Source organism: Mesorhizobium sp. L-8-10, assembly GCF_016756635.1.
Classification (GTDB): domain Bacteria; phylum Pseudomonadota; class Alphaproteobacteria; order Rhizobiales; family Rhizobiaceae.
In genome coordinates this window covers 8,005,487-8,019,119 of sequence record NZ_AP023263.1, presented here as the reverse complement: position 1 = coordinate 8,019,119, position 13,633 = coordinate 8,005,487, and the positions used below count along the sequence as shown (strand labels likewise).

10 protein-coding genes are annotated in these 13,633 nt (G+C 63.4%); 7 read left to right on the top strand and 3 right to left on the bottom strand.

The features are described from left to right. Positions 1–11 precede the first annotated feature (11 nt). The 4 genes from JN280_RS37175 (at position 12) to JN280_RS37160 (ending at position 5,267) form a co-directional block, all read left to right on the top strand. Entirely contained in the window at positions 12–1,229 is a 1,218-nt protein-coding gene (locus JN280_RS37175; RefSeq protein ID WP_202315288.1) for a GTP-binding protein, read from the top strand. A gap of 22 nt (positions 1,230–1,251) precedes the next feature. Then, positions 1,252–1,572, top strand: a complete 321-nt coding sequence (locus JN280_RS37170) for a hypothetical protein (protein ID WP_202309164.1) — start codon at positions 1,252–1,254, stop codon at positions 1,570–1,572. A gap of 144 nt (positions 1,573–1,716) precedes the next feature. Further along, positions 1,717–3,861 (top strand): peptidase domain-containing ABC transporter, encoded by a 2,145-nt coding sequence (locus JN280_RS37165; RefSeq protein WP_202309163.1) that lies wholly within the window; start codon positions 1,717–1,719, stop codon positions 3,859–3,861. After that, positions 3,858–5,267 carry an HlyD family type I secretion periplasmic adaptor subunit gene (locus JN280_RS37160; protein ID WP_202309162.1) on the top strand — a complete coding sequence of 470 codons (1,410 nt, stop codon included), beginning with the start codon at positions 3,858–3,860 and terminating at the stop codon, positions 5,265–5,267. Before JN280_RS37165 ends, JN280_RS37160 begins: the two co-directional genes overlap by 4 nt. A 129-nt stretch (positions 5,268–5,396) precedes the next feature. Here JN280_RS37160 and JN280_RS37155 read toward each other — a convergent pair whose 3' ends face one another. Further along, positions 5,397–6,128 carry a Crp/Fnr family transcriptional regulator gene (locus JN280_RS37155; protein ID WP_202309161.1) on the bottom strand — a complete coding sequence of 244 codons (732 nt, stop codon included), beginning with the start codon at positions 6,126–6,128 and terminating at the stop codon, positions 5,397–5,399. Positions 6,129–7,528: 1,400 nt separating this feature from the next. Here JN280_RS37155 and JN280_RS37150 point away from each other — a divergent pair. Beyond that, positions 7,529–8,323 carry a response regulator transcription factor gene (locus JN280_RS37150; protein WP_244742657.1) on the top strand — a complete coding sequence of 265 codons (795 nt, stop codon included), beginning with the start codon at positions 7,529–7,531 and terminating at the stop codon, positions 8,321–8,323. 269 nt (positions 8,324–8,592) lie between these two features. On the opposite strand, the gene JN280_RS37145 is transcribed toward JN280_RS37150, so the two are convergent. Both JN280_RS37145 and JN280_RS37140 read right to left on the bottom strand, forming a co-directional pair. After that, positions 8,593–9,393 (bottom strand): sugar transferase, encoded by an 801-nt coding sequence (locus tag JN280_RS37145; protein WP_274609050.1) that lies wholly within the window; start codon positions 9,391–9,393, stop codon positions 8,593–8,595. Positions 9,394–10,087: 694 nt separating this feature from the next. Continuing rightward, a complete protein-coding gene (locus JN280_RS37140; protein ID WP_244742654.1) occupies positions 10,088–10,858 on the bottom strand; it encodes a helix-turn-helix transcriptional regulator in 771 nt (256 codons plus the stop codon). Between the two features lie 501 nt (positions 10,859–11,359). Between JN280_RS37140 and JN280_RS37135 the strand changes: the two genes are divergently transcribed. Together JN280_RS37135 and rfbA are read left to right on the top strand one after the other, a co-directional pair. Beyond that, positions 11,360–12,631: a polysaccharide biosynthesis/export family protein gene (locus JN280_RS37135; RefSeq protein ID WP_202309159.1), complete on the top strand. Its 1,272-nt coding sequence runs from the start codon at positions 11,360–11,362 to the stop codon at positions 12,629–12,631. Between the two features lie 61 nt (positions 12,632–12,692). Next, positions 12,693–13,628: a glucose-1-phosphate thymidylyltransferase RfbA gene (rfbA, locus tag JN280_RS37130; protein ID WP_202309158.1), complete on the top strand. Its 936-nt coding sequence runs from the start codon at positions 12,693–12,695 to the stop codon at positions 13,626–13,628. Positions 13,629–13,633: the final 5 nt, after the last annotated feature.

The window sequence follows — 13,633 nt, the reverse complement described above, 5'->3', positions numbered from 1 at the left end:
GGGCCGTGCCGATGGAAGCCGTTGAGCATCGCCTGCCCGTAACGGTGCTGACCGGCTTTCTCGGCGCCGGCAAGACGACGATGCTCAACCACATCCTTCACAATCGCGAAGGGCGGCGGGTCGCGGTCATCGTCAACGATATGAGCGAGGTCAATATCGATGCCGATCTCGTTCGCGATGGCGGGGCGGGGCTGTCGCGCACCGAGGAGACCCTGGTCGAACTGACCAATGGCTGCATCTGCTGCACGCTGAGGGATGACCTGCTGAGCGAGATCAGGCGGCTCGCCGCCGAGCGGCGGTTCGACTACCTCCTGATCGAGGGCACCGGCATCGCCGAGCCGCTGCCGATCGCCGCGACATTCTCCTTCCGCGATGCCGAGGGCAACGCGCTCTGCGACGTCGCGCGGCTGGACACCATGATCACGGTGGTCGATGCGGCGAACCTCCTGTCGAACTATTCCGGTTCGGACCTCCTCAGGGACCGTGGTGAGGTCCGTGACGCCGAGGACGACCGCTCCCTCGTCGACCTGCTTGTCGAGCAGATCGAGTTCGCCGATGTCGTCGTCGTCAACAAGATCTCCGAAGTGGCGCCCGGGATGCGGCTGGAACTGCGCCGCGTCATCGCCGCCCTCAATCCGGACGCGCGCATCGTCGAGACGGATTTCGGTCGGGCGCCGCTCGCTTGCGTGCTCGATACCGGTCTGTTCGACGAGGTCAAGGCGGCGCGGCATCCGCTATGGCACAAGGAACTCTACGGCGCGAAGGACCACCTGCCTGAGACCGAGGAATACGGCATTGCGAGCTTCGTCTACCGGGCCCGCCGTCCTTTCGATCCCCAGAAGTTCCACGCCTTTCTGCAGGAGGAGTGGCCGGGCCTGCTGCGGGCCAAGGGGCATTTCTGGCTGGCGAGCCGCCCGCGCTGGGTGGGACTGCTGTCGATCGCCGGCACGCAGCGGCGCACCGAGCCGAAGGCACTGTGGTGGGCGTCGGTACCCAAGGCGGACTGGCCCAGCCATCCGGGGTTTCGTCCGCTTCTCAGCCGCCACTGGCACCCGACCTGGGGTGACCGCCGGCAGGAACTGGTCTTCATCGGGGCCGGCCTCGACGAGGCCGCCATCCGTTCGGCCCTCGATGGCTGCCTATTCGGCCCGGAGGCCGGCTTCAATCCGCTCACTGCCCGCAACCTGCGCGATCCGTTCCCGCCGTGGGAGGAACGACACGCGGCCTGACCTTTCAACCTGGAGAAAAAGTATGGACAAGGAACTCTACGCCGACGGTATGAGCGAGATCACCGTCACCGGCTCGATCGTGAGGATCGATCTGATGAGCCTCTCTGCGACCGAGCGCGACGAAAAGAACAATCCCAAGCCGGTGTTCAGGCAGCGGATCATCATGCCGGTGGACGCTTTCGCCAATGCCGTCGATCTGATGCAGAAGGCGCTGGGTGGGCTGGTCGAAGCGGGTGCGGTACGCCGGATCGGCGATGTCCAGAGACCGCAGGCCGCGGATGGCGCCAAGGTGCGCTCCGAGCCGGCGTCGCAGTCGGTCAACGCATCGCCCAACTTCAACTGACGGCAGGAGCGTCGGCGGGTCCGATGCTCGAACGATAGAGAGAGCGGGGGCTCTTTCGGAACGGTGACGACAGGCTGCGCGACGCGGCCGAACTCGACCGTTTGAAGCGCCTCCGCCGCCCCGAGGCCGCTTCGAGTACGACACATGCAGCCCAATCCGCATACCAATCTTCAATGCCTGGCACTGGTCGCCCGCCATCACGGCGTCGATCTTTCTCCCGAACGGCTGGTGCACGACTATGCCGTCGGCGAGGAGCCGGTGCCGACGCGGCAATTGCTGCGCATGGCCAAGGATGCGGGGCTGCGAGCGCGGCAGATACGGCTTTCCTGGCAGGCGCTGATGAGGCTCGGTGACGCCTATCCGGTGCTCGCCGAGCTCGACAACGGCAATTGGGTGGTGATCGCGGGCCCGGTTCTCGGTGGCGAGCAGGAGATGGTCCGGGTGCTCGATCCCCTGGCTTCGAGGCCGGAGATCCTGCTGGTCACGGAGCAGCAGCTCTGCCGGGGTTGGCGCGGCTCGATCGTACTGCTGAAGCGCAATTACCGCATGTCCGACGAGGACCTGCCGTTCGGCTTCCGTTGGTTCGTGCCCGAGATCATCCGCCAGCGCGGACTCTTCGGCGATGTCGCCCTGGCGGCCTTCGTGCTCTATGGCCTGGGGCTGCTGACGCCGATCTTCTTCCAGTTGGTCATCGACAAGGTGCTGGTGCACCAGAGCTATGCGACGCTGACCGTGCTGACCATCGGCATCATGGTTGCGCTCGTCTTCGATGCCGCCTTCGGTTTCCTGAGGCGATATCTGCTTCTCTACGCGACCAACAGGATCGACATCCGGATCGCGACCCGAACCTTCGGGCATTTGCTGAACCTGCCGATCGCCCTGTTCGAGCACGCTTCCGCGGGCGTGCTGGTCAAGCATATGCAGCAGACCGGTCGAATTCGCGAATTCCTGACCGGGCGGCTTTTCCTGACGCTGCTCGACGGGCTCTCGTTGCTGGTTTTCGTGCCGATCCTGTTGCTCTACAGCGTCAAGCTCACTCTTGTGGTCATCGGTTTCGCCGTGCTCGTCGGCCTCGTGGTGATGCTCCTCGTCGGGCCGTTCCAGCGGCGTCTCCAGGCTCTCTACAAGGCGGAAGGCGAACGGCAGGCGCTGCTGGTGGAGACCGTCCACGGAATGCGCACCGTCAAGTCGCTGGCGCTCGAGCCGCGACAGCGGCGGGTATGGGACGACCGTTCGGCCGAGTCGATCTCGGTGCGTTTCCGGGTCGACAAGATATCGGCCGTCGCACAGTCGCTCACCGGCCTCCTGGAAAAGCTGATGAGCGTCGCCATAGTAGGGCTCGGCGCGCTCGACGTCTTCGACGGGACCATGACGATCGGCGCGCTCGTTGCCTTCAACATGCTGGCCGGCCGCGTTTCGGGGCCGCTGGTCCAGATAGTCACCATGGTCCACGAATACCAGGAGGTCGCGCTGTCGGTCCGCATGCTGGGCGAGATCATGAACCAGCGTCCGGAGCAGCACGGCCGCGGGCGCGGCCTACGGCCGGATCTCGATGGACGCATCGAGTTCGACCGCGTTTCGTTCCGCTATGCGCCGGACGGCCAGCCTGCCCTCGACGATGTCTCGTTCACCGTACCGGCCGGCTCGGTCTTCGGTATCGTCGGCAAGAGCGGCTCGGGCAAGACGACCATCACCCGCCTCATCCAGGGGCTCTACCCGGTGCAGCAGGGACTGGTGCGCATCGACGGCCATGACAGCCGCGAGATCGACCTCGTCCATCTCAGGAAGAGCATTGGCGTGGTGCTGCAGGACAGTTTCCTGTTCCGCGGCACGGTACGCGACAACATCGCCGCGGCGAAGCCCGACGCCAGCATCGAGGAGATCGCCGCCGCCGCCCGCATCGCCGGCGCCGAGGAGTTCATCGAGCGTCTTCCCCGCGGCTTCGAGACCATGCTGGAGGAGAATGCGGCGAACCTCTCCGGCGGGCAGAGGCAGCGGCTGGCCATCGCCCGGGCGCTGATCACCGATCCGCGCCTCCTCATCTTCGACGAAGCGACCAGCGCGCTCGATCCCGACAGCGAGGCCATCATCCGCCAGAACCTCGCGCAGATCGCCGCGGGCCGCACCGTCGTGATCGTCTCGCACCGGCTGTCGACCCTGGTCGACGCCGACGCGATCCTGGTCGTCGATCGCGGCAAGATCGCCGACATCGGCCGCCACGACCAACTCGTCTCGCGCTGCATGACCTATCGCCATCTCTGGGCGCAGCAGAACAGGCAAGCCGCATGAGCACCGACACGGAAGCGAAGACAAAGAACCTGCCGGTGCCCGCCGACGGGCACAGGCGGGACGTGGCGCGCGGCTTCGAGCGAACGCCCGTCATCGCGGAATTCCAGTCGGATGCGGTCGAACTGGAGGAACGTGTCCCGCCCCGGATCGCCCGGCTGACCCTCTACGGCGTCACCGCGCTGATCGGTGCGGCGGTGTTGTGGGCGTCGCTCTCGTCGATCGACGAGGTCGTGGTCGCTCCGGGCAAGCTGATCACGACCGAGCCGACCATTGTGCTGCAGCCGCTGGAGACATCCATCATCCGCTCGATCGACGTCGCTGCCGGCGACGTCGTGCACGCCGGCCAGACGCTCGCCACACTGGATGCGACCTTCAGCCAGTCCGATGTCGACCAGCAGCGGGCGAAATTCGCGGCCCTCGATGCCCAGGTGAAGCGGCTCGAAGCAGAGCTTGCGGGCCGGGACTACGCCACGGTCGCCGGCAGCACACCGGACGAGCAGTTGCAGCTTCAGCTCTTCGAGCAGCGTCGCGCCTTCCGCATCGCCCAGCTCGACAATTTCGACCAGCAGATGGCTGCGCAAAATGCGGCAATCGCTGCCGGCAAGGACCAGGCGGCGATTCTGGACCGGCGGCGCGACGGGCTCGTCCAGATAGAGGAGGCACGCGAGACGCTCTACAAGCAGGAAACCGGCTCGCTGCTCAACCTTCTCAGCTCCCGCGATGCGCGCCTCGACGTGGAGGCGAGCATTGCGCAGCTGCGCGGCAAGGAGACGGAGGCGACCCATGCGCTTGCGAAGCTCGAGGCCGACCGGCGGGCCTTCATCGAGGATTTCCGCCGGGCGACATCCGAGCAGCTCGTCGAGCGCAGGAACGAGCGCGACGCGGCGGGCGAAGAGCTGAAGAAGATGGAACTGCGGCGCAACATGGTGGCGCTGACCGCGCCGGCCGATGCCGTCGTACTCGATATGGCCCAGCGCTCCGTCGGTTCGGTCGTGCGCGAGGCCGAGCCGATCGTGACGCTCGTGCCGCTCGACGTCCCGCTCGAGGCGGAAGTCTCCGTCAACGCGCGGGATATCGGCAGGATCGAGGTCGATGAACCGGCACGGATCAAGTTCGACGCCTATCCGTTCCAGAAATACGGCACTGCCTCGGGCTCGATCCGTACGATCAGCCAAGACGCCTTTGCGCCGGATCCGAAAGGCGGCCAGACGGAGACCGCGGAGCTTCCCTTCTTCAAGGCGCGGGTGCTGCTCGGCGACAAGAGGCTCGATGGGTCGGGTGAAGAGGTGCGTCTGTTGCCCGGCATGGCGGTGACGGCCGAGATCAAGGTCGGGCGCAGGACAGTGATATCCTATTTCCTCTATCCGCTCATCCGCGGCCTGGACGACAGTATCCGCGAGCCGTGATCGGGAGTCTGGCAACTTTGCGTCTTCCCGCATCGTCTTGATTTCGCGAGTTCGCCTCCGATCCGATATCGGGATCCTGCGAACTTCGAAATCACGACACCGGCATGCGTCGAGCCTCGATCCGCTCGTTCAACGCGTATCGGCTTCCAGATAGGACGGATCGAAATCCGCGAGCTGGATGAGGGCCGCGCGGTTCAGCAGCTCGACCCTGCCGGCACTGAAGACAAGCAGCTCGCGTTCGCGCAGATAGCGCAGTACGCGGTTGAGATGGATGCTGGTCAGGCCGAGCGCGTCGGCCAGGAGCTGCTGCGAGAGCGGGCATTCATATCGGGTCGGCGTGGCCAGTTCCACCTCGTTGAGGCGGTAGCCCAGTTCCAGGAGGAAATGTGCGATACGCCCCAGGGCGCTGCGTCGGCCGAGATTGACCAGATGTTGCGCCACGATCGCCTCGTCGCGCGCGAAGCTCCATAACACGGCTTCGGTGAGACGGGGAGATTGCTGCATGGCCGAGATCATCTGGCTGCGGCTGACCTCGGATACGACCACGTCAGTCAGCGCCTCGACGCTCTGGTCCGATGTCTGGAGGAACAGGCTGTTCAGTCCGACGAAGTCGCCGGGAAGCTGGATGTTGATGATCTGCCGTCCGCCGTCCGGCAGCCGTTTGTAGGAGCACATCCAGCCATCGTGGAGGACATAGGCGACCGGAGCGCTATGGCTTTCATGGACGAGTTCCTTGCGCCTGCTGACGGCGTGTCGCGCCGAACGAAAGTCGGCAAGGGCGCTCTTCTCCGCGATCGTGGGTGCGAATCTGTCGAGCCTTCTGGCGAAAGCGTCCGCCTGGCGGGAATTCGTTGTGTGCAACTGCTTACCCCTTGATGCAGCTGGTCCCTGTTTCAAGCTTCGCTCCAAGCAAATATCCCATCCTTGGAAGCAGCTCTTGAATAAGGAATGATCCCCTGCAATTTTTCTCCCTAAAGCGACTATCCCAATTTTCTTTGACAGGCGACGCCATTGTCGGGTTGTTTCGGCGCCATTATTGGTTGTTTTCGGCCTGGTGATCGCGCGCCCGCGCAGGCTAAGGTGGAACAGGGGGAAATCGCCGCGGCAATGTCCACGCCGGCTGAAGCGGGCAGAAGACGCGTCGCGCGGCGGCCGTGATGCTCGCGCGCCCTGTTTCCACGACGCTGTTCGCGAGGAACCGATGCTGCCAGTGACGTGGCGATAGGCCGATCTCCTTCCTGAAGTTGTTGCTCCGGGCGAGAGAATGTCGCCCGCAATGATCCTCAGCTGCTCCGATGCTTGATCGGCAAGATATCGAGAGGCAGCAGGTGGAGAGCATATCGGCCGCTCGGCTGCAGATTTCCCTGCGCAACAACGCGTGATCGCAGCCTCGGTTCCGCTTCCTGCGGCGATGCGCTCGCACCTCCAGGGAGCAGGTATCGGAAAAGGCCTGCCGTACGACCGCTGGCAACATTCGCAACGTAGATCGTTAGAGCTATCCTTCGGGAAGTATTATTATTACTTAATTTTTCTGCCTGCAAGGCGAAAAAAAGGCGATGCGCCTGACTGTTTTATTTTCATTTGACTGAGAGTTGATCGTAGAAAATCCCGTCGTCGTTTGTAGTGTTCGGCATCTGTGTTGGCGGCTTCGATTGCATCTTTGCTTTCCCCAGGGGGTGGCCATCGCGGATGGTTGTGGGGACGATGCGGTACAATCGTCGAATGGGTATCTTCGCTGGACTTGTTATTCCCACATCTGGTTCCTTCGTGAATTTCAATCCTTCCCGCGCCGGCAGATTATGTTATCGGGCGCGGCGAAATCATGAAAGAGAGGGGTTTGTGTCCACAAAATCTCGATCTATTCGTGCTTAGTCAAATTAGGTTAGATCGAAGAGAACGGAAGTCACATCGAGTTCTGAAGGGCGACATGGTCGTAGCACGACATAAACTCACTGTGCCGGTTGTCTGATTAGGATCGATCGAGTTTGGTATGGGGCTAATCGAAATTATCAATTGATTAACCCAAGTTAATCTCTGTGATATTGGGGAGTGTATAGTGGTGGGTAGCCGTGACCCTCTCACGGTGTCGGGCGGGGTCCAATCCGTATCCTTTATGCTGGCGGTGGTCGTAGCGACCATGACGGCCCGGGGGATGTGGAATGATTCCGAACGGCGAGACTTGTGTTGGGGAGTAACGCCAGTCTGCAATGCGTCGGGGCGACGCGTTGCGCGTTCGGACTGGACATCAGGGGTGAACAGTCATGACTTCAGCTATCGCAACCAGTGGAAGCAATGCGCCTATCAATATGAAGACCGCAGCCGCAGTCGGGCTTACGGGTATCCAACGCGTCGCGGCTTCGGAAGAATCGGTCCATGCGGACCGCTCGTTGGTCATCGTCGACGGGCGGGCGCTCGATCGCGAATGCCTCGCCCAGAGCATCACCGCCCATCGGGTGGGTATGCAGGTGCTGGCGTTCGGGTCGATCGAGGAATGGAAGCAGAAGCAGGACGAATATCCGCCGCTGGCGGCTATTCTTCTCAATGTCGGCGGCAGGAAGATCGCCGATCCGAACGTCTCCGAGGAAATCAGGAAACTGGCAACGGAATTCGGGACGACGCCGGTCATCGTGCTGGCGGATACCGATGAACTGTCCCAGATCATGAAGGCGCTGGAGCTCGGAGCGCGCGGTTACATTCCCTCGTCGGTCGGCATCGATGTCTGCATCGAGGCCATCGGGCTGGCGCTCGCCGGCGGCATATTCGTGCCGGCCAGCAGCGTCTTTGCCATGCGCCAGGTGCTCGACACCGGCGGCAGCCCTGCTCGGCCGATGGCGGGCATGTTCACGGCTCGTCAGGCGGAGGTCGTGGAAGCCTTGAGGCGCGGCAAGGCGAACAAGATCATCGCCTACGAACTCAAGCTGCGCGAGAGCACCGTCAAGGTGCACATCCGCAACATCATGAAGAAGGTCAAGGCCACCAATCGGACCGAAGTGGCTTACAAGATCAACGACCTCTTCCCGGCGGAGTTTTCCGGATCGAGCAGGCCGCAGGCCTGACAGACTCTCATAGAGGGGATTTCGTCCTTTCCGTCGCCAAGCGCAGCCTCGGCTATCATTCGCAAGCGGGGCTTCTGGCGAGAGACGCGGAAAACCGCGCTGGACAGGACGCTGACTGAAGCCGCGTCGGGATTCCCGCCGCGGCTTATTTTGTGAGCGGTTCCGCTTTGTGTGGTCTCGACCGGCGGCCGATCGGGTCGCCTCGTTTCGGCGCAGCAGCGCCCGACATAGTCGGGGCGCCGCCAATTTGATCCGGAGCGAGATGGGCTTCAAAGCCCGGTGCCGCGCAGCACCACAAGCGGCGTCAGCGCGAGGATCCAGAGATCGGTCCGGAACGACATGGCGCCGGCATAGCGCCCATCATAGATGGCGCGTTCCGCGAAGGAGCATGCGTTACGTTCGCTGACCTGCCAGAGCCCGGTTATTCCGGGGCGCATCATGAAGTAGGCGGTACCCGGATATTGTTGGCGCTGGTCGGGGCACATCGGGCGCGGCCCCACTAGGCTCATGTCGCCCACGAAGACATTCAGCAGTTGCGGCAGTTCGTCGAGCGAATATTTCCGGAGGTAGCGGCCCAGGGTGGTGATGCGCGGATCGTTTCTGAGCTTCTGCGCCTTGTCCCATTCGATCCGTGCCGCGGCGTTGCCGCTCAGATATTCCTGGAGCCGCTGCTCGGCATTCGGAACCATCGTCCGCAGCTTCCACAGCTTGAATACCTTGCCGTCCTTGCCCAATCGTTCCTGGCGATAAAAGGCGGATCCCCCATCGAGCCGGATCAGAAGCGCCAATATGCCGACGATGGTGAGCACGAAGGGCGCGAGCGCAATCGTGACGGCAACATCCAGGCCGCGTTTCGCTGCCAGATAGGACTGTTTTGGTCGGGCCCTCCGATTGGATGACAGGGCGTCAACCGAAAGGTGGGGGGAATACGATCTGGAGTAATTTTCCAGCATCAATACCTCCAAGGGAGAGGGTGAGAGCGCCGGAAGAAAGTCAATCTCGTCATATCGGCGTGGGTAGGTTGCCAAATTGATCGAGGTGTTATTTGACCCTTCCAAGATTTGACTCATGGAAGAACTCGGTTCGTCTTCCATTTCATGAAAGAATTATGAGAATTGTATTTGGAACGGCAATAAGCCCACCTTAGCTATTTCATCCTAGACTGTACGGGCTAGGTGACGGAAATCGCCTGTCGGGGTCACGCTCGAACCAATCGCGCAGCTGGAAATGCGGCGCTGAGCAGCACCAAACCGGGGAGAGCATCGCCCAGACCCGAAGGAGAACGTGGTCGGACGCCGAAACGGCGATATGCCAACGGCCCGGATGGCGAGACACCTGGGCGAGGTAGGGGCATCCACGCGACCTCGGTCGCCGGCGTCCGAGCCGCTTGGCTTTCGCGCGGACCAGGCAGCGGGGCGCTCCAGGCCGTCGTTCCTATCGACCGCCGATGCCCCTGCCGGATGCATTCCGCTCCCGCAGGGGTCGCCATCAGGGGATTCCGCCGGCGGGCCCTCATGTCGGGTTCCTGTCTCGGAACGGATACGGTGTTCTGTGAAAGGGAAAGCCCCAGCGGCGATGATATCGGCGCGCAAGTGGCCCCCAGCAGGTCAAGCGGTCACTCGGTGCGGCACCTGCCGCGGCATCGGATAACTGTCCGCAAAAGCCTAAAGCGCGTTGCGATCTTTCAGTTTCGCTTTCCGCGCTTCAGGTGTTTGTTCTTGCGCATGTCTCCCGGAACCGGTTCCCACCTTCGGGAAACATGTTTCAGTACTCGCCTGAGCTCGATGGCACGCTGCGTTCTTGGAAATAGCGGAACCGGGCCGCGGCTTCGGTGCGGTTGTGAGCGCCGAGCTTGCTGATGATGTTGTGGAGGTGGATCTTCACGGTATGCTCGGAGAGGCGGAACTCGGCGGCGATGGTCTTGTTCTGAAGACCGCGAGAGACCATTTCCAGAATCTGCATCTCACGTGCGGTCAGTTCCGTGATGTCGTTCTCGCGCCCGTGCGGCAACCGGGTGCGCGGTCCTATCGGCAGGCTGTGTCTTTCGGCGAAAGCGCGAAGCATGCGCGGCGGATAGTACTCCCCCCCGCACAGCATCAAACGGATGACGGCAAGCCATGCGTCGAGACCCAGATTCATCGGCAACACACCACGGATCACGCGCGAGGCGAGAACCTCGTTTATCGAGGAGACGGGCTTGTGATCGTCGACCTCGATCAGCGCTGCGATCGCCTGGGGGTGCTGGCGCGACAGCGCCGCGGAGGCCTCTTCGACGGCCTTCATAAGCTGGGCGTCGACGAGGATCAGCGCCACCGGATGGGCAAAGGCGGTGCAGGCGGCGTCGACGCGGCTCACCCGTTCCACGTCGCACCACGGGAATTCCAGTCGCAGCGCGTGCAGCAGCCGTTCTGAAATCGAGCCGGGAGTGGTGGCCGTGAGGATCACCCGGCGCGGTTCGGCGCGCGCTTCGGGGTCGTGTCCGTTGGCGACGAGGCCGTCCTGTTCGTCCTTGTACGCGGGCGGCGTCATGTTCATCACCTGTCGTTTCCCTCGGTCCGTTCGTTCCTCGCTCGACGGACGCCCGTTTTCGGCATCCACAGCAGGAACATAGCGCCGCGAGGCCGCGACGCGCGACCGGGCCATAGGGTTGAGTTGTGGGCGTAGGTCCGGCGGTCGTGATCATGGCCTCAATGGTCGTTCCTCATCCGAAGGAACTAGACCGAAAGTCCGACCACCTTCGATCGGCTTGCGTGGCCACCGCCGCGCGCTCTCCCGGAGAGGCATGAGGCAAAAATGCCCGCCTGGCGGCATGATGGCGGGGCGACGGTGCTCCCCCGAATGAGCCCGGCCTTCACCCTCCTCAGCAATTTTGATGAAGCCCGTGCGGGGGCCTTCCACTTTCCAAGATTGGTGGAAATCCGCAGATTGCGGCTTCGGAACCGGGACTGACCGGCCTTCCCAGCCGGGCTTTTCACGAGGCAAGCGTTCGACGTCAGGCGCGACAGCAAGATGCGTGGATCATCGATAGAAGTTGCAGTGGCAACCCGCACACGGATGGCGGCCGGCATTCTTGCCCTTGCCGCTTCCGTGTTGGCGTTCCCCACATCGGCAGACACGCTGGTCCCCCAGACAAAACTGCGCGTCGGCGTGATTCAGTGGATGCCGACGAAGGGCATGTATGAGCGCTGGGACGCCCTCGGCGGCGATTTCGTCGTCTCGCAGGACGGAACGGTGGTGATGCCCGTCATCGGCCCGGTCTCCATTGGAGATCTCGACACGGTCGGGCTGGCGGCGGAGATCGCCAAGCGTCTGCAGGAGAAGCTGGCGCTGGTCGACAGGCCCGACACCACCGTGGAGATACTTGACTATCCGCCGGTCTATGTCGTCGGCGACGTGACCAAGCCCGGCGAGTACCGCTACCGCGAGGGTATGACGGTGCTGCAGGCTCTGGCGCTGAGTGGCGGCCGGTCGCGGGTGCGTGTGCGGGCCTTCGAAGATGAAGCCCGGCTGGTCAGCGAACTCCAGTCGATCGAAACGGGCATTTTGCGCAGCACTGCCAGGATCGCTCGGCTGGAAGCCGAAAAGCAGGGTGCCCGCGGGATAAGCTTTCCGGCGGCCGCCGCCGACGATCAGTCGGCCCAGCAGATCTTCGCGCAGGAAAGGGTCATCTTCACCACCCGCGCCAATGAACTCGAGCGGCAGACCGGGTCGCTCGCCGATCTGCGCGAGTTGCTCAGCACCGAAATCGACGTGCTTCAGGAGAAGATCAAGGCTGCCGACGCCAGCATCCGGTCGGCCGAGACCGAACTCGCCAACGTGACAGGGCTCGTGGAGAAGGGGATCGCGGTCGCCTCGCGCAAGTCGGACCTGGAGCGCGCGCTCTCCTCAGACCGCATGGACCGGCTGGATCAGATCACCGCCGTGATGCGGGCCAGGCAGGCGATCTCCGAGGCAACGCGCAACGAGGACGGCTTGCGCGACCGCAAGCAGACGGAGGTTGCCGCCGAACTCCAGGCGGAGCAGGCGTCACTGGCGGAGTTGAAGCGCAGACGCGAGCTGTCGCAGAAGCTGCTGCTCGACAGGCTGGGCTCGCAGCAGGGCGCGGGCGCGCAGGAGGCGCAGCCGACCTTCACGATAATCCGCAGGCAGAACGGCTTGCCGGTCGAAATCGCTGCATCGAGCGCGACGGATGTCGCGCCCGGCGACGTGGTCTCCGTGGCCGGCCGGCAAGCGCCCGAGGCGAGCGGCCCTGCCGCGACGGCCGAGTTCTCGGCGACGGACACGTCTTCCGAGGAGCTCGGCCAGTGACGCTCCCGCGTCCATGGCAGGCTCCTCCCCACAACCACGCGCGAATGCAGATAGGAGAACCATGAAGGGGATCATCCTCGCCGGCGGCAGCGGCACGCGCCTCTATCCGCTCACCATCGCTGTGTCGAAGCAGATCCTGCCGATCTACGACAAGCCGATGATCTATTATCCGCTGAGCGTGCTGATGCTGTCGGGCATCCGCGAGATCCTCGTCATCTCCACGCCCCGCGACCTGCCGTGCTTCCAGAGCCTCTTGGGCGACGGCAGCGACTTCGGGCTCGACTTCTCCTATGCCGAGCAGCCCCAGCCCAACGGCCTGGCCGAGGCCTTCATCATTGGACGCGACTTCATCGGCTCGGGCAGCGTCGCCATGGTGCTCGGCGACAACATCTTTTTCGGGCATGGCCTGCCGCAGCTATGCCAGGCCGCCGCGGCGCGGCGGGAGGGCGCGACGGTCTTCGCCTATCATGTCGAGGATCCGGAACGCTACGGCGTCGTCAGTTTCGACAAGGTCACCGGCAAGGCGACCGGCATCGAGGAAAAGCCGCTCAAGCCCAAATCCAGCTGGGCGGTGACCGGGCTCTATTTCTACGACAACAGCGTGGTCGATATCGCCTCCTCGATCGCGCCGTCGGCGCGCGGCGAACTCGAGATTACCGCCGTCAACAACGCCTATCTCATGCGCAATGCGCTGAATGTGTGCCGGCTCGGGCGCGGCTACGCCTGGCTCGACACGGGAACATGCGACAGCCTCTACGACGCCTCATCCTTCGTCCGCACCGTCGAGCGCCGCCAGGGCGTCCAGATCGCCTGTCCGGAAGAGATCGCGCTCGACATGGGCTGGCTCGATGCCGAGCAGGTGCTGAAACGGGCGAGCCAGCTCGGCAAGACCCCTTATGCCGCCTATCTCAACCGCCTCGTCGGCGAACTGCCCGAGCCCGGCGCCAGGGCGGCGGCTGCGCCGACCGGCCGACGTGGGGAACGCGTCGTTGTCTGAAGGAG